The following is a 16,811-nucleotide window of genomic DNA, read 5'->3' on the forward strand; positions in this document are numbered from 1 at the left end:
AGTTTTTAGGTTGGTTGTTACCCCCGCATTAGATTAATCTAATGCGGGGGTTTTATTTTGTAGAATAGTTATTAACTCACCTTTTCTACAGTAACCTTAACAGATTTACTAATGGGAGTTTTACTTTTATCTGCATACTGGTCATGCGGTACCAATACATTGGTCTCTGGATAATAAGCCGCTAAATCTCCCGAAGGGATATTATAAGGTATAACCAAAAACTTATTAGCAGTACGCACTTTTCCGTCGTAAGTACTAGTGATATTAATAACATCCTTTTTCTTGAGGCCTTTCTTCTTCATATCCTCTGGATTCATGAACAATACGCGCCTTTCATTATAGACACCTCTATATCTATCATCCATACCGTAAATAGTAGTGTTGAATTGATCATGAGACCTAATGGTCATCAACATAAACTCTTCCGGTTTTAAATTATGCTCCGGTAAAGGGTTTACGGTCAATTGCGCCCTTCCATTTGGTAGCATACTAAAATCTAAATCACGTACATTATTTGGTAGATAGTACCCAATACCTTTTGATTGCTCTTTGGTATTATCAAAACCTTTAACTACGTTATCTATACTTTCCCTAATAAGTTCGTAATCCTCACCCATGCCCTTCCAATTCACAGAATGCTTACCTCCGAAAAAAGTATCCGCCAATTCTGCAATTAGTTCGGGTTCACTTTTAATATTATCTGATGTTGGTTTTAAAAGTCCGCGAGATTGTCTTACTCGTCCCATACTATCTTCCATCGTCTGGTAGCGGAGTGTACCATCTTTCATATCTTTTTCGGAACGCCCAAAAGTGGGTAGAATCAATGCGGTTTTTCCCGTAACTAAATGGGAGCGATTCAATTTTGTACTTATTTGGACGGTCAACTCACAATTCTGCATAGATTCCGCAGTATATAGTGTATCAGAAGCTGCCATTAAAAAATTACCACCTAAGCAAACAAAAACTTTTCCTTTTTCATCATGCATAGCTTTAATAGCTCCAACCACATCTAAACCTTCTTCAGTAGGAGCCTTAAACCCTAAATGCTTTTCAATTCGTTCATTAAGCTCTTCATTTACAAAATGCATAATACCTACAGAGCGATCACCTTGAACGTTACTATGTCCACGAACAGGACATGTTCCTGCGTTAGGTTTTCCTAATGACCCTTTCAACAAAAGTAAGTTTAGGTACTCGCAAATAGTGGCTACACCATTCTTGTGTTGTGTTAGCCCCATGGCCCAACAAACAACTATATTTTCACTTGTTGCCAAAAGGTCAACAGTTTCATTTACTTTCGTATTACTTACCCCACTAAGATTAAGTAAAGATTCTTCGTCATAGTTTTTGAAATCTGAAATAAGTCCCGCATAACCATCAACATACTTAAGCATAAAATCATGATCAAAAACTTTTTGTCCCTTTTCATCAAGAGCTGCAAGCCTTTTAAGAATAAGCTTCATTAAAGCTATATCTTGATTAATACGAACTTGTAAATGTATATCTGTCAAATCCTCTCCACCTCCTATTAACCCATTTAAATGTTGTGGGTTTTTAAAGTTGATTAGCCCTGACTCTTCCAACGGGTTGATGCTAATTACCTTACCGCCATTCTTTTTGCATTTTTCTAAAGCAGAAAGCATTCGTGGGTGGTTCGTACCAGGGTTTTGACCAGCAACGATAACTACATCCGCACCGTACAAATCTTCTAGTTTTACAGAACCTTTACCAATACCTAAAGTTTCAGAAAGTGCCACACCACTAGATTCGTGACACATATTAGAACAATCTGGCATATTGTTCGTGCCCAGAGCTCGTGCAAACATGCCATACAAGTAAGCTGCCTCATTACTGGAGCGACCAGATGTGTAAAAAATAGCGTCGTTTGGCGAATTCAATTTGTGTAATTCTATGGAAATAAGCTCATAAGATTCTTCCCAAGAAATTGGCTCATAATGAACACTTCCAGGCCTAAGCACCATAGGCTCGGTAATTCTACCAAATTTATTAAGTTGGTATTCCGTAAGTTTAGAAAGCTCTTCTACCGAAAACTTTTTAAAGAAATCTCGGCCAATTTTATCTGTTGTAGCTTCATCTGCAACAGCTTTTGCTCCATTTTCGCAGTACTCCGCTATAGTGGATGGTTGTTCTGGATTTGGCCAAGCACAACTTGGGCAGTCAAAACCATCTTCTTGATTAAGTTCTAGAAACGCACGCATAGAACGTACAATACCCATTTCCTTAAACCCGTGGCGCAATGCCTCTTTAACTCCTAATTTTCCTGCGGCATATCTAACCGGCTCGGTAACCTTTATATTTGAAAAATCTTCAGAACCTATAACTGATACATTTCTCCGAAAGTCTTTATCTGACATACTTAACTTCTATTTCTAGTGTTGTAATTTCGGATTGGGGTAATTCTCAGATTCATCTTCTCCCCTATCTTCCAGACATGTAAAATCCTTTTCAACTAAAAGTGACAACTTTTTTCCGTCTGTAAGAGAGATTGAATGACTGAATCCCACTTTTTTGCTATTTTCCCAGTCCTCAATGCTACCCAAAGGTAACACTATGATCAACTTATTATCCTCAAATGTTGCTGTCATTTCTAAGGCGTCTGCCTGGCTAATTAAAGCATACGTAAATGTGCTATTGATAAATTGAGTTTCCTCTTGAATATATCCTGTTTTACAAAACTGGGATACTTCAGTTTTGGTAATACGCATGCGTATTGAATTACCTTTTATACGTACCTTCATTTGAAGAAAATATTGATAATGACTAGTAGAAAATAGCCCGAAATCTTAATTAAGGTTAAATATACAAGTCAATATTGAAAAAACGCTGAATATTTCTTCTTTCTTGAGTCTTACCCATGCTCCTGTGCTCTTCATATAACAAAATACCCTCAGGATTTGTTATTTTAAAATAAACTCCAGGCCCGGGAATTGAAGAAATAGGCGTTTCAATACTTATCATAGGAGAGAGATAGGTCTGTTTATAATCTATGCTCTTATAATCTATTCGGAACTTGCCATCACCATTAGAAACAGCACTTCCTAAAAAATCATCTTTTATCCAATCTACATCAATAGCAGAAACAACCACGCCAGCTACCGGTGTAACTTTGTCTTCGGCAGACTTTACATTTCCAATAATTGTCCAAACATCTAATTGTTTACGAACTTGGTTCCAGAATTGAAAACTAAAACAATAATTCCAGCTAAATTCCTTAGTCTGATTGCCGCTTCTCCAGATAGGCTTTAGCCTTCGTGCAGTAAAATGAATAGGGTCGTGTATCTTTCTATAGCTCTCGTGTTTATCGGTTACAACCAAATCTATTTCAATTTCGCCATCAATGTAGGAGTCACATATATCTATAGAATAATTTCCTTCGCAATTAGTATGCCCGGAACCAAGAAGGTTCTTTGATTTATAGGAAATAATATCTGCAGGTAATTTATTTAATTCACTTTTGTGATTACAAGCAATCTTAATATCACTTGTAACTTTGTAGACTTTAACCTCTACACTATCCAAAGATTCATAGAGTTCTAAATGTAGACAGGCTCTTAGATTACCTTTGATTGTGTACCCCATTTCATTTAATATTAAGCGATGATAAATCTAATGTCCTTTTAGCAAAAGGTAAGTGCAAGATTGAAAGGGGGCTTTCTTAGTGAACCAGACTGTTAAGATAAAGTTATTGTTGTTTCTTTCCAAATACTTTTGAAAGGACTTGAAAAACATCTTCAGAAATCCTGAACTTGTACAAAACTCCAATATAGAGTATGGCAATACCCAAACTCTTAATTATAATATTTATAATGGGATGAAATGAAAGATTCAAAAAATAAAACACAAAAGTAGTCACTACCAATAATATTGAAATTTGAATGGTTTCCCTAGTAAAAGGAACCATATTGAATTTCATTTTTACATAAATCAACTTTACGGTATTGTAAATAAAGAAAGCCGAAAAACTAGCAATGGCAGCACCGTCTAAACCGTAAGCTGGAATAAGCCATATATTTAAAAACACCGTTACAATGGCTAGAAATAAACCCATGTACAATACAGCCTTATAGTAATCCGAATTATACAAAATGGAATTATTGTTCCCCAGCAAAGCATCGTACAATTTAGCCAAGCCCAACCAAACAAAAATTACATACCCATTACGGTAGGCATCTGGCAACAACTTATAGAGGTCATTCAGATTTAGATAAATAAGAACAAACAAAAGACCAGATATAATGTAAAGCGTTAATGAACTTTTCTGATAAAGACGCTTAAGACCTATTAAATCATTTTTATTCAGAAGTTCAGCAGTAAGGGGATATGTTATTTGATGCATAGACCGAGAAGGAACCGCTACTACCAAAGCTATAAAGCTCGCTACACCATAATACGCTACATTTTCTATCTTAATAAATTGATTGATCATCACCTTATCTATCTCTAGCAAGACGATAGCAACAGAACCTCCTAGAATTATCAATGCACTGTATATTAATATTTTACGTGTGTTCTCAGGAAAGTCAAAAATTAGTTTAGGACGATGTAACTGATACGCATAGATTTTCATAATAAGTGTACGAAGCAAATAAGCTACCACTAAAAAATCAAGAAACGACCGAACATTAATAACTTCAAAATAGAGAAGAATTAAAAGGACCGTTTGCGCTACCCTTCCAAAAATTTCTTTCATGAAATTACCAAAGACAGATTTCATCTGTACCCTAGCCCAAGCATAAAATAATTCAAAGTATGCCATAGACATAGCTATCAAAAATATATGCCAGACATAATCTTTTACAATGGGGTTCTCTTTGGACAAAAAGCTTCCTATAGTTTCGTTAGCCAAATAAGTTATTCCTGCAATAGGAAGAATTAAAACTAAAGGCAGAAACAACATGAGTGTCAAAAATCCATCCATAGACTTCGTGTCATTCTTGAAACTACTATAGAATTTAACCAAAGTATTAGGTACACCAAAAGCCAAAACCGGCATAAGAACAACCGAAGCAGACAAAACCACCTGAAGAAGTCCATAATATCTAGGCTCCATGAATTGTAAGTACAAGACCAAAGTATTAATCGCGCCAAGACCAAAACCCAAATAGGTAATTATAGAGTTGTTCAATGACTGTTTAAATACCAATCCCATTAGAGCAATTTAGATAGTTCTTCGGTTAACGCCCTACGGCTATACTTTTCTATGGCTACAGATTCTGAAGTTATTTTCCCTTTTTTAAAGACTTCATACCATTCAAGAATAGTTTTCTTAAGTTCTGCTTGAGCCTCGTAATCAAAAACCTCACCTGCATTGGTGCTCTCTATTATTTGACCTGCCTCCCATTCTTTTGGGCCTACTGCCAAAATAGGTCGTTTAGCAATCATATACTCAAACAGCTTACCTGGTATAATTCCTTTAGTTTCCTCACTATCTATTTCAACCAAAAGTAACAACTGAGACCTTTGCTGCTTCCGCTGCGCTTCAGCATGAGAACCGTAACCCAACATTTTTATATACGGACCAAGTTCGTAACGATACATTGAGTCCATTACATCTTGACTAACAACACCCATAAATTCCAATTGCAAATCACCACGAAAGACCGAGTTTTCTGCTGCAATTTGTGATAATACTTTCCACAGATTTTTTGGATTTCTTCCGGTTAGTAAAGAACCTATATGTGAAATGGTGAAACGCTCATCTAAATTTGCATCACCTTCATAATCCGAATCATACCCATTTGTAATAACTGAAATAGGTTGTTTTGTAATATCTTCAAACTCAGTTTTTGTAGTATTGCTCGTAACTAGAATTCTATCGGCTTCATTTAAAACCGCGTGTTCTAATTCCTTATGCTTCTTTGCAGAATTACTAGTAAGTTTTAACTCCTTATGGTAACCAATAGAAGTCCACGGATCTCTAAAATCAGCGAACCATGTAACACCTTTATCTTTCTTTAATTCTCTTCCTATAAGATGAACACTGTGTGGCGGACCTGTAGTAATAACAGTATCGATATTATCTTTTGAAATAACCTCCGTTAAGAATTTCACGGAAGGTTTTATCCAGTATTTTCTGGCATCTGGAATAAAAAAATTACCTCTTATCCATAACATTCCCTTTTCAAAGAAAGATTGATTTTTAGTCTGTATAATACCAGAACTAATTCGTTTTGTTTTTTTTGAAGAGACTAGCTTTGCTAGACCGTAAGGTTCAAATAAAGGTTTGGAATATATAGTAATGCCCTTCGGAATCTCGCTTAATAAACTTGCATCCTCTATAGGATAATGCGGGTTTTCAGGAATATATAGTACCGGCTCAATATTAAAATCACGAAGATATTTTACAAATTTCAACCACCTCTGTACACCGGGGCCGCCTGCAGGAGGCCAATAATAGGTGATAATGAGGACTTTCTTCATAAGTGTAAATTACAAGGTGAAAGATTGGGGAATCTTTACTTAAAACTATTTAACTTCTTTCTTTTCTTGACCTTTACTCTTCTTGCCACCAAAAAACGTAAATCCAATACCTCCCAAGACAATAAGTCCCAATAAAATAGAACTGGCCAATGTAATCTTACTGCCAATTCTAACAACTTCTGGTTCAAATTTAAACTCTATAGTATGGTCTCCGCTTGGAATTTCTAAAGCACGAAGCGTATAATCTGCCTTAAAATGATTCTTTAATTCCCCATCTATATAAGCGTTCCAACCATTATGGTAATACATTTCAGAGAAGACAACAAGACCATCATTCTGGTTAGTGGACTTGTACGTCAAATGATTCGGTACATAATCAACCAATGCAATTGTCGCCGTTGAATCAACTATAAAATCAAAAGTGTTTATACTATTTACTTTAGCTACATTAACTACGGCTTCAGTTCTGGTGTTTAGTTTATCCAATGCTTGAATTTCCTCATTAGCCGAATTTACTTTAACTACATGATTCACAAACCATGCGTTACCGTTTGCATCAGGATTAACCGCGGGATAACTCTTACCTTCTTCATCTTGCTGAACAATATACTTTACATTCAGCATATTTAAAACTCCCATGTTGCCCTTATAAACGTAAAAGCTAAACAAGTCTTCCAAACCGGCAGGTTTCGCAGCGTGATAACCACCAATAGATTGGTGATAGTATGAAGTACGAGCACCATTAATACCTTCGTTAGGGTCATAAACCCTATAGATACCTTTATCTTTATTAATTTCTTGGTCTATTGCGGTCTCTGGAAAAGGTTGTGTCATTTTTCGTTTAGCAACGAAATTATCAGCATCAACGTAACGTTGGCCCACACCTACTAAATCAAAAATAACCAAAGCTCCTATGGCTACAATTGCCAAGTTTTCTTTTAGCTTTCCTTTTATATAAAACCAAAGTGCCAAAGCGGTCAAAAACACAAATATCATAGAGCGAAGAAGATCTGAATTATACACCGCCTTACGATCTGCCTGAATTAGAGAAACCAACTCGTCTCCATAATTCCGTTTCAAGAATTCATCACTAGGTCCTTCAAAATCAAAACCAGCCTTAAAAATAAAGAGCGCCACACTTAATCCTAATATCGTAAAAAATGATATTCTAAGTGCTTTCAATTTATCGGATACCTGTACCGTAGATTTAAAAAGTTCTCTTAAAGCCAAGATTGCCAATACCGGAGCACATAATTCTAGGATAACCTGAATAGACGAAACAGCCCTAAACTTGTCGTACAAAGGGAAGTAATCTATCATTAAATCCGTCAAGAAACTAAAGTTCTTTCCCCAAGAAAGAAACAAAGACATTAGCACGCCACCAAGAAGCCACCATTTTGCTTTTCCTTTTACTAGAATAAGGCCCAATATGAAAAGAAAGAAAATAATAGCACCAATATAAGCAGGACCAGATGTTCCGGGTTGATCAGCCCAGTATAAAGGCAAGCCACTAGAAAAACTAAGAGCTTGACTTCTGGATACACCCTGATCAATAAGAAAATCGTAGCTTTTTGAGTTTTCACCTAAATTCTCACTATTAGAACCACCAAACAAACGTGGTACAAAAAGATTCAAAGATTCCGTAATACCATAACTCCACTGGGTGATATATGATTTATCTAATCCCCCTGTATTTTCTTTTGATGTTCCATCTGGGTTAATGGTCAATTCAGATTTTCCGCGAGTACTCCAATCCGCATATTCCTTTGTAGCCATAAGACTGGTAGCATTTGCAGCTATACCTAATAAAACGGCTACTAATAAAAGACCAACAGAACTAAAATAGTGTTTTAGTTTTTCTGTTCTGATAGCATCTACCAGATAGACTGCACCTAAAATCAAGACCAAAAGCATGAAGTAATATGTCATCTGGTAGTGGTTGGCTCTAATTTCTAGCGCCATAGATATGGCCGTGAGAATAAAACCCCAAAGATATTTTTTCCGAAAAACTAATACGATACCACCAAGAAGCATGGGTAAATAACCTAAAGCGTGTGCTTTAGCATTGTGTCCTACTCCTAGTATGATAATGAGATATGTTGAAAAACCAAAAGCCAGTGCGCCAATGATTGCCAACTTATAATCTATTTTTAAACAGCAAAGTAATATGTAAAAACCAATGAAATATAAAAACAAATAATCTGCTGGTCTAGGTAGAAACCTAATAAGATTATCTAACTTTTTTACGTAGTCATGCGGGTAATAAGCTCCTAACTGATAAGTGGGCATACCGCCAAAGGCACTATTTGTCCAGTAAGGCTCTTCGCCTGTTTTTTTTCTAAAATCGTTTTGTTCCTTGGCCATACCGGTAAACTGAACAATATCCGATTGTTCTATTACCTTGCCCTGAAGGACTGGATAGAAATAAGCCAAAGCGGCAATCACAAAGAAAACGGTAACAAAAAAATGTACGAAGAAGGCCTTCAATCCTTTTTGCATAATTGGATATATCGATTGATTCGGCTAAAATAATGAAGTTATCTCTACTATGGAATTTGTTTTGACCTTAACTTAAGAGATAGCAGTTAGTTTTAAAATATATACATCCATTTTAAAGTCTTATAAAAGACCAAAAAAGATGTGTTTTTGAATTTTAAAATAAATTTTTTTGAAGAAGATATATTAATCGATTTCTTCAAAATCGATATAATCGCCCACCTTATTATTTGAAGAATTCTTTCTAGATGGTTTCTTATCTATTATAACCTCTCCTGACTGGTCCGTTGGAGCTTGCCCATAACCTTGCTGTGCAAAATCACCGAATTTTTCGCTGAAATGCTCTTGAGTTTTACGCGCGGCATAACCAAAAATTTTAGGGGCGAACATCTTTACCAATATTTTAAAAAGGTAATAGACCAATAAAATTATAAAGATTGTCTTTAAAAATGCCATGTTTTTTTCAAAATGATTATATCAAAAATACAAATCTAGCGTTGTAATACCTGTGTAGAAGTGCTAAAATATTATTAAAGTCCGCTTTATTGATGTGTTTTGTCTATTCCATAATGGATTTACATTACCTAAATAGCAGTAATAACCATAGTTTGCTATTTTAAAAACGCCTTATTTTGAACATTGGTATTTGGACTGCACAAAAAAAGAACAAGCCTGAATTAATTAATCAAGCGCCAAGAAAAAATGAAAAATTATCTATTGACCCTGATTTTCGCCCTTCCATTTATTGGGACATCACAATATACAGACGTTATTAATTCCAACCGCCCTGGTCTATCCGTTAGTGCGTATGCTGTTGGTAGAAATGTATTACAAGTAGAAGCCGGTGTTCTATATGAGCAAAGAGATCATACACTTTTAAATACGAAAAGTAATATCTGGGGATCTGACATATCATTACGTTACGGATTACTTTTTGAGCGGCTAGAGCTTAATTATGAAGGAACATTTGTAAATCAAAACATTACTTATACCAGTTTAGACGTAACTGAAAACTTAACCGATTTTTCAAGAAATCGCGTAGGTCTTAAATATTTACTTTATGATCGTTTTAAAAATCCAGAACGAAACAAACCTAATTTATACAGCTGGAAAGCAAATTACGGTTTCAAGTTCAAAAACCTAATTCCATCTGTTTCCCTTTATGGTGGAGCAACTTTTAACTTGGGTGACAATCCTTTTTACCTTGGTGACCCCACCGTATCATATCGTGGTATGGTTATTACCCAAAGTAGATTAACGCCTCGTTTTGTCCTCATTACCAATATTGCCTATGACCGTATAACAACAGATTATCCTGAGTTAAGCTATTTAGTTTCTTTTTCGCATGCTTTCCGCAATCCAAAATGGAGTGCTTTTGTTGAAAACCAGGGTATTCAAAGTGATCGCTATTCAGATGTATTAATTCGTGGCGGTGTGGCGCATTTATTAACAGATGATCTTCAAGTAGATTTTAATCTTGGAGCCAGTTTTAAGAATACTCCCTCTAGAATTTTTATAACTGCTGGTGGTTCGTACCGCTTTGATTTCCACAAAGACAAATTAAAGGCGATAGATGAGCAAGGTGCTGGTGAGAATGGCGAACCTATCAAAAAGAACGCCATGAAAAAGAAGGAAAAAGAAGAAGGTAAAAAGAAGAAAAACGGAAGCGGAGCAGAAGATATTGACTTAGGTCCTTCTAAGAAACAGCTGAAAAAACTTAAGAAAGAAGAGAGAAAGAAGAAGAAAAATAAAGAACGAGGTAGCGGAGCTATTGATTTCTAAGTGAAATTTACTTTTTCTTTATTGATAAAATTAAGTTTCATAATTTTATTCTAACCCTATTTATTCCTAATATTGGCTTTACAAAAAAAAATGTATGGTCACCCTTAAAGAAGCGATTTCAAAAGCCGAGCTAAAAGAGTTCGTCAAATTTCCGTTTTCGCTTTATAAAGATTCTCCTTATTGGGTACCACCCTTAATTGAAGATGAATTATCTTCTTTTGATAGAGATGAAAATCCTGCATTTAAAAATGCAAGCGCTTGGTTCTTTCTAGCCTACAAAGACGACAAGCTTGTTGGTAGGGTCGTTGCAATTATCAATCATTTAGAAGTAGATGATCAAAACGTAAAAAAAATGCGGTTTGGCTGGTTCGATTTTATTGATGATACCGAAGTTTCAGAAACTCTTCTAAATAAGGTTGCCGAAATAGGGGCTGAACACAATTTAGAGTTTATGGAAGGGCCAGTAGGCTTTTCTAACTTAGACAAGGTTGGTGTACTCACAGATGGATTTGACCAACCAGGAAGCATGGTAACATGGTACAATGACGCGTATTATATTAATCATTATGAACGTCTAGGCTTTGTAAAGGAAAAAGGATATGTTGAAAACAAGTTTCCTGCAAAAAATGCTGACCCAGCGTTATTCACAAAATTAAACGGACTCGTAAAACGCCGTTATGGTCTCCGCGAAATTAATTTTAAGAAAACCAGTGAAGTTCTTCCACTAGTAGACCAGATGTTTGACCTTTTTAATCAAACCTATTCTAAACTCTCTTCTTTTGTTCCTATTACAGATGTTCAGAAAGAATATTTCAAGAAGAAATATATTACATTCATAAATCCGGAGTATATTAAATTCATTGTAGACAAAGAAGATAGCTTAATTGCATTTGCCATTGTTATGCCTTCATTCTCCAACGCTTTACAGAAAGCTAAAGGAAAGTTATTTCCTTTTGGTTTCCTACACCTACTACGGGCAAAAAAATACAATAAAGACGTTGTGTTCTACCTTATAGGAATTCACCCTGAATACCAAAACAAAGGTGTTACTGCTATAATTTTCAATGAATACTACAAAACGTTTAATAAGAGAGGTATTGAAATGTGTTACCGCACACCGGAACTGGAAGATAATATTGCCATTCGCCAAATGTGGAAACATTTTGACCCAAAAATATACAAACGACGTTGTACCTATAAAAAGAGCTTATAATTTACAAGGGCCTTCCACCCTATCCCATTTAAAACATATTAAACAAAAAAAAGGCCTCACTATACAGTAAGGCCTTTTTTAATATTATCAATTAGGTAAATATTACTCACCCATTGCCGCAGCTACTGCAGCAGATAATCTTTTATATGTACCATTTTCCAAACGATCTCTAATTGCTGAGAACGCTTCTAATGTTTCCTCTATATCTTGCATAGTGTGCGTAGCGGTAGGAATCATACGAAGGAGAATTAACCCTTTTGGTATAACAGGATAAACTACTATAGAGCAGAATATTCCATAATTTTCCCTTAAGTCTTTCACAAGAGCCATGGCTTCTGGAATACTTCCGTTAAGGTAAACTGGAGTAACACATGTATTTGTATTTCCAATGTTGAAACCTTTACTCTTAAGTCCGTTTTGAAGAGCATCTACATTCTCCCACAACTTAGCTTTAAGCTCAGGCATGGTACGCAACATATCTAATCTCTTCAATGCTCCCTTTACATAAATCATAGGTAATGATTTAGCGAACATTTGCGAACGTAAATTATATTTTAAGTAATCTATAATTTCTTTATCAGCAGCTAAAAATGCACCGATACCTGCCATAGACTTTGCAAAAGTTGCAAAATACACATCAATATCGTCTTGTACATCTTGTTCCTCACCTGTACCTGCACCAGTTTTACCCAAGGTTCCAAAACCGTGAGCATCATCTACAAATAATCGGAAAGTATATTTTTTCTTTAAAGCAACAATCTCTCTTAACTTACCTTGCTCACCACGCATACCAAAAACACCCTCGGAAATAACTAATATACCTCCACCGGTCTGTTCTGCCATTTTAGTGGCGCGCTCTAAGTTTTTCTCTAAGCTTTCAATATCATTGTGCTTAAAAGTAAAACGCTTACCCATGTGCAACCTAACGCCATCAATTATACAAGCGTGAGCATCTACATCATAAACAATAATATCATCTTTAGAAACAAGCGCATCTATAGCAGACACCATACCTTGGTAACCAAAGTTCAACAAATAAGCAGATTCCTTCTTAACGAATGCAGCTAATTCTTGTTCTAGCTGTTCGTGAAAATCAGTGTGGCCACTCATCATTCTTGCCCCCATTGGGTAAGCAGAACCATATTCAGCAGCGGTTTCACCGTCTACTTTTTTAACTTCAGGAAGATTGGCCAGACCCAAATAGTCATTGATGCTCCAGGTAATTACCTCTTTTCCTTGAAACTTCATTCTATTAGAAATTGGTCCCTCTAACTTAGGAAAAACGAAATATCCCTCCGCCTGTGAAGCCCATTTTCCTAATGGCCCCTTGTTCTCTAAAATTCTGTCAAATAAATCTCGCATTTAGGTGTACTTTGGATTTTAGTGCAAAAGTAAGATTTTAAGAGCAACATTCATAAAATATTATTCTCTAACAAAAAAGCAATGGCCTTACGGCCATTGCTTTCGAACTTTTACAAACTTGTATGTTATTCTTTAATATATTGTACTTTTTGAGTTTCGCTAACAGTATTGGTATCGAAGAAACCTTGATCTTCCATCCATTGGTCACTATAAACTTTACTCATATATCGCGAGCCATGATCCGGGAATATAACAACTACGTTATCTTTTGGACCAAACTCTCCTTCTTCATTCAACTGTTTTAAAGCTTGCATCACTGCTCCACTGGTGTATCCTGCAAAAATACCTTCGGTTTTTGCAATTTCACGAGCTGTATGTGCACTTTCAGAATCGGTTACTTTGACAAACTTGTCTATAACGTCAAAATCAGTAGCTCCTGGGATTAGATTTTTACCAAGACCTTCTATTCTATATGGATAAATCTCATTAGAATCAAACTCTCTTGTTTCATGATATTTCTTCAATACCGAACCAAAAGCATCTACACCAATAACTTTAACTTTTGGGTTTTGCTCTTTTAAATACTTAGCCGTACCTGAAATAGTACCACCAGTTCCACTACATGCTACAAAATGCGTAATCTGTCCACCAGTCTGCTCCCAAATTTCCGGACCAGTACTCTGGTAATGAGCCTCCATATTCAACTCATTAAAATATTGGTTGATATAGATAGAACCACTAGTTTCTTTATGCAAGCGTTTTGCTACTTCATAATAAGAACGTGGGTCATCTGCACTTACGTGAGCTGGGCAAACATAAACCGTGGCCCCCATGGTACGCAACATATCAATCTTATCTTTCGATGATTTTGAACTAACAGCCAAAATACACTTATAACCTTTTATAATACTCACCATAGCAATACTAAATCCTGTATTACCAGAAGTTGTTTCTATAATAGTACTACCTTCGGTTAAAAGACCTTTACGCTCTGCTTCTTCTATGATATGTACCGCAATACGATCTTTTGAAGAGTGGCCAGGATTAAAAGATTCTACTTTGGCAAAAAAGTTACCTGCAAAGCCTTCTGTTATTCTCTTTAATTTTACTAGTGGAGTGTTTCCTACGAGTTCTAGGATATTATTGTATGCCTTGATTTTGTTTTCCATAAAGGATGTCTGGTTATGAGAACTTTTTATATACTGAAAAGTTTTCACAAAATTGTTGGGACAAAATTACTATTTTTTTTGAATATGCCATTTTATCCATGAAAATACATCCAAAAAATGAAGATATTTTCGGTTTTATCCTGTTTTGTTAACATTTAGTTAGCATATTAGCTATAATCTAGCCAATTTATAAGCCATAAAACCACTCCTTTTTTCAGATAAGATTATGTTAGTTCAGATAATGAACTTGTAAATTAATTTTTCTACTCAATTTTACCTTCTAGATCCAACAGAAACGCATACTCCTTAGCCACCTCTTTCAATGCTTCAAAACGTCCTGAAGCTCCACCGTGTCCAGCATCCATATTAATATCCATCATCAATAGATTCTTATCGGATTTTAACTCTCGCAATTTCGCCACCCACTTGGCAGGTTCAAAATATTGTACTTGTGAATCATGAAGCCCGGTAGTAACCAATAAATTAGGATATTCCTGAGCAATTACTTGGTCATAAGGTGAATACGACTTCATATACTCGTAGTATGTTTTTTCGTTCGGATTCCCCCATTCATCATATTCTCCTGTTGTTAAAGGAATAGAATCATCTAACATAGTCGTAACCACATCAACAAAAGGAACAGCTGCAATTACACCATTATATAATTGAGGAGCCATGTTAATGATTGCCCCCATAAGAAGACCACCCGCAGAACCACCCATTGCATATAAATGATCTGCTGAAGTATAACCTTCATCTATCAAATATTGGGAACAATCTACGAAATCTGTAAAAGTGTTCTTTTTCTTTAACAATTTACCATCTTCATACCAAGGTCTACCTAGATATTCCCCTCCTCTTATATGAGCTATTGCATAGACAAAGCCTCTATCCAACAAACTTAAGCGTACCGTAGAAAAATAAGGGTCTATCGTGTTTCCGTATGACCCATAGGCATATTGAAGTATAGGCGTTGTTTTACTTAATGGAGTGTCCTTATGATAAACGATAGACATAGGCACTTTTACCCCATCACGAGCTTTAGCCCAAATACGCTCTTCTTTGTAATTATCTTTATCAAACTTCCCACCTAGTACTTCTTGTTCTTTTTTGACTTCTCTCTCCTTGGTTCGCATGTTGAAATCGATAATCGAAGTTGGGGTAGTCATGGAATTGTAACCATAACGAAGAATCTCTGTATCAAAATCAGGATTGCGACCTACGCCTGCAGTATATGTTTCACTTTCAAAAGGTAAATAATAGGAATTAGTGCCATCCCATCTATTAATCTGAACCTTGTTCAGTCCGTTTGTCCGCTCTGATATTACGTAGTAATTTTTAAAAATATCTATATCTTCCAGGAGAACATCTTCACGATGTGGTATGAATTCTTTCCAGTTTTCCGAAGAGGTATTGTTCTCATCCGTTTTCATTAATTTAAAATTGGTTGCGCCGTCTTTATTAGTCAGAACATAAAAATGATTACCATAATGAGACATACCATATTCAACACCTCTTTCGCGAGGTGAAAACATTTTCAACTCTCCGTCAGGATTATCGGTCCTTAAAAACTGAAATTCAGAAGTAAGCGTACTATAAGAACCTATAATAATATATTTCTTGGATTTTGATTTGTAGACATACGTTCCAAACGTATCATCTTTCTCATGAAAAACCAATTGATCTTCCGCTTCAGTAGTACCAAATTTGTGCTTTAAAATTTGGTCCGAACGTAAAGTAACTTCATCCTTTTTAGTGTAAAAAAGGGTTTTATTATCATCTGCCCAAACTGCGCCACCTGTTGTGTTTTCTATCCTATCTGCGTAAATTTCCCCTGTCTCAAGATTTTTTATGCTTATAACGTACTGACGTCTAGAAACGGTATCTACACCAAAAGCAGCAAATTTATTGTCTGGGCTGATAGCTAAACCTCCTATGCTGAAATACTCATGACCTTTTGCCATTTCATTTCCATCAAACATAATCTCCTCAGGAGCGTCTAAGTTTTCTTTTTTTCGAGCATAAATAGGATACTCTTTACCTATTTCATACCTAGTAATATACCAATAGCCGTTCTGCTTGTAAGGCACTGAAGTATCATCTTCTTTAATGCGAGATTTCATCTCATCAAAAAGCTCTGATTGAAACTTTTTGGTATGCCCCGTTAAAGATTCATAATATTCTTTCTCAGATTCAAGGTATGAAATTACCTCTGGGTTCTCTTTATCGTTCAACCAATAGTAATTATCCACCCTAACATCTCCATGCTTTTCTAAGTTATGTGGAATCTTTTTAGCTATCGGTGCTTTTTCTTCAATCATATTCTTTTGTTGACTTTGTACTAACAG

Annotated in this window: 12 protein-coding genes; 2 read left to right on the forward strand and 10 right to left on the reverse strand. The window is 35.7% G+C overall.

The window, feature by feature from the left end:
• Positions 1 to 71: 71 nt before the first annotated feature.
• From HW347_RS05470 to HW347_RS05500, 7 genes are all read right to left on the reverse strand, one after another.
• Positions 72 to 2,375, reverse strand: a complete 2,304-nt coding sequence (locus tag HW347_RS05470) for an FdhF/YdeP family oxidoreductase (protein ID WP_214610922.1) — start codon at positions 2,373 to 2,375, stop codon at positions 72 to 74.
• Positions 2,376 to 2,390: 15 nt separating this feature from the next.
• Complete coding sequence (locus tag HW347_RS05475) at positions 2,391 to 2,759, reverse strand: DUF7009 family protein (protein ID WP_214610923.1); 369 nt, start codon at positions 2,757 to 2,759, stop codon at positions 2,391 to 2,393.
• Positions 2,760 to 2,814: 55 nt separating this feature from the next.
• Positions 2,815 to 3,600, reverse strand: coding sequence for a carboxypeptidase-like regulatory domain-containing protein (locus HW347_RS05480; RefSeq protein ID WP_214610924.1), 786 nt, complete (start codon positions 3,598 to 3,600; stop codon positions 2,815 to 2,817).
• A 103-nt stretch (positions 3,601 to 3,703) separates the two neighbouring features.
• Positions 3,704 to 5,170 carry a lipopolysaccharide biosynthesis protein gene (locus tag HW347_RS05485; RefSeq protein WP_214610925.1) on the reverse strand — a complete coding sequence of 489 codons (1,467 nt, stop codon included), beginning with the start codon at positions 5,168 to 5,170 and terminating at the stop codon, positions 3,704 to 3,706.
• Positions 5,170 to 6,441: a glycosyltransferase family 4 protein gene (locus HW347_RS05490; protein WP_214610926.1), complete on the reverse strand. Its 1,272-nt coding sequence runs from the start codon at positions 6,439 to 6,441 to the stop codon at positions 5,170 to 5,172. Before HW347_RS05490 ends, HW347_RS05485 begins: the two co-directional genes overlap by 1 nt.
• A gap of 45 nt (positions 6,442 to 6,486) precedes the next feature.
• The gene (locus HW347_RS05495) at positions 6,487 to 8,940 is read right to left on the reverse strand and encodes a YfhO family protein (protein WP_214610927.1); all 2,454 of its coding nucleotides are present in this window, start codon (positions 8,938 to 8,940) and stop codon (positions 6,487 to 6,489) included.
• A 183-nt stretch (positions 8,941 to 9,123) separates the two neighbouring features.
• The gene (locus tag HW347_RS05500) at positions 9,124 to 9,393 is read right to left on the reverse strand and encodes a DUF4834 family protein (protein ID WP_214610928.1); all 270 of its coding nucleotides are present in this window, start codon (positions 9,391 to 9,393) and stop codon (positions 9,124 to 9,126) included.
• A gap of 246 nt (positions 9,394 to 9,639) precedes the next feature.
• Here HW347_RS05500 and HW347_RS05505 point away from each other — a divergent pair, with 246 nt between their 5' ends.
• Together HW347_RS05505 and HW347_RS05510 are read left to right on the forward strand one after the other, a co-directional pair.
• The gene (locus HW347_RS05505; RefSeq protein WP_214610929.1) at positions 9,640 to 10,719 is read left to right on the forward strand and encodes a transporter; all 1,080 of its coding nucleotides are present in this window, start codon (positions 9,640 to 9,642) and stop codon (positions 10,717 to 10,719) included.
• A gap of 94 nt (positions 10,720 to 10,813) precedes the next feature.
• Positions 10,814 to 11,932: a GTP cyclohydrolase gene (locus HW347_RS05510; RefSeq protein WP_214610930.1), complete on the forward strand. Its 1,119-nt coding sequence runs from the start codon at positions 10,814 to 10,816 to the stop codon at positions 11,930 to 11,932.
• A 102-nt stretch (positions 11,933 to 12,034) separates the two neighbouring features.
• On the opposite strand, the gene HW347_RS05515 is transcribed toward HW347_RS05510, so the two are convergent.
• From HW347_RS05515 to HW347_RS05525, 3 genes are all read right to left on the reverse strand, one after another.
• Positions 12,035 to 13,294 (reverse strand): aminotransferase class I/II-fold pyridoxal phosphate-dependent enzyme, encoded by a 1,260-nt coding sequence (locus tag HW347_RS05515; protein WP_155596173.1) that lies wholly within the window; start codon positions 13,292 to 13,294, stop codon positions 12,035 to 12,037.
• Positions 13,295 to 13,419: 125 nt separating this feature from the next.
• Positions 13,420 to 14,463 (reverse strand): PLP-dependent cysteine synthase family protein, encoded by a 1,044-nt coding sequence (locus HW347_RS05520; protein ID WP_155596172.1) that lies wholly within the window; start codon positions 14,461 to 14,463, stop codon positions 13,420 to 13,422.
• 263 nt (positions 14,464 to 14,726) lie between these two features.
• Entirely contained in the window at positions 14,727 to 16,784 is a 2,058-nt protein-coding gene (locus tag HW347_RS05525) for a S9 family peptidase (RefSeq protein WP_225901867.1), read from the reverse strand.
• Positions 16,785 to 16,811: the final 27 nt, after the last annotated feature.

This window comes from Zobellia barbeyronii (assembly GCF_018603515.1).
Taxonomy (GTDB): domain Bacteria; phylum Bacteroidota; class Bacteroidia; order Flavobacteriales; family Flavobacteriaceae; genus Zobellia; species Zobellia barbeyronii.

Excerpts from the sequence above, each read along its gene's own strand:
- HW347_RS05470 (WP_214610922.1), bottom strand. The coding sequence starts at position 2,375 with ATGTCAGATAAAGACTTTCGGAGAAATGTATCAGTTATAGGTTCTGAA.
- HW347_RS05475 (WP_214610923.1), bottom strand. The coding sequence starts at position 2,759 with ATGAAGGTACGTATAAAAGGTAATTCAATACGCATGCGTATTACCAAA.
- HW347_RS05480 (WP_214610924.1), bottom strand. The coding sequence starts at position 3,600 with ATGGGGTACACAATCAAAGGTAATCTAAGAGCCTGTCTACATTTAGAA.
- HW347_RS05485 (WP_214610925.1), bottom strand. The coding sequence starts at position 5,170 with ATGGGATTGGTATTTAAACAGTCATTGAACAACTCTATAATTACCTAT.
- HW347_RS05490 (WP_214610926.1), bottom strand. The coding sequence starts at position 6,441 with ATGAAGAAAGTCCTCATTATCACCTATTATTGGCCTCCTGCAGGCGGC.
- HW347_RS05495 (WP_214610927.1), bottom strand. The coding sequence starts at position 8,940 with ATGCAAAAAGGATTGAAGGCCTTCTTCGTACATTTTTTTGTTACCGTT.
- HW347_RS05500 (WP_214610928.1), bottom strand. The coding sequence starts at position 9,393 with ATGGCATTTTTAAAGACAATCTTTATAATTTTATTGGTCTATTACCTT.
- HW347_RS05505 (WP_214610929.1), top strand. The coding sequence starts at position 9,640 with ATGAAAAATTATCTATTGACCCTGATTTTCGCCCTTCCATTTATTGGG.
- HW347_RS05510 (WP_214610930.1), top strand. The coding sequence starts at position 10,814 with ATGGTCACCCTTAAAGAAGCGATTTCAAAAGCCGAGCTAAAAGAGTTC.
- HW347_RS05515 (WP_155596173.1), bottom strand. The coding sequence starts at position 13,294 with ATGCGAGATTTATTTGACAGAATTTTAGAGAACAAGGGGCCATTAGGA.
- HW347_RS05520 (WP_155596172.1), bottom strand. The coding sequence starts at position 14,463 with ATGGAAAACAAAATCAAGGCATACAATAATATCCTAGAACTCGTAGGA.
- HW347_RS05525 (WP_225901867.1), bottom strand. The coding sequence starts at position 16,784 with ATGATTGAAGAAAAAGCACCGATAGCTAAAAAGATTCCACATAACTTA.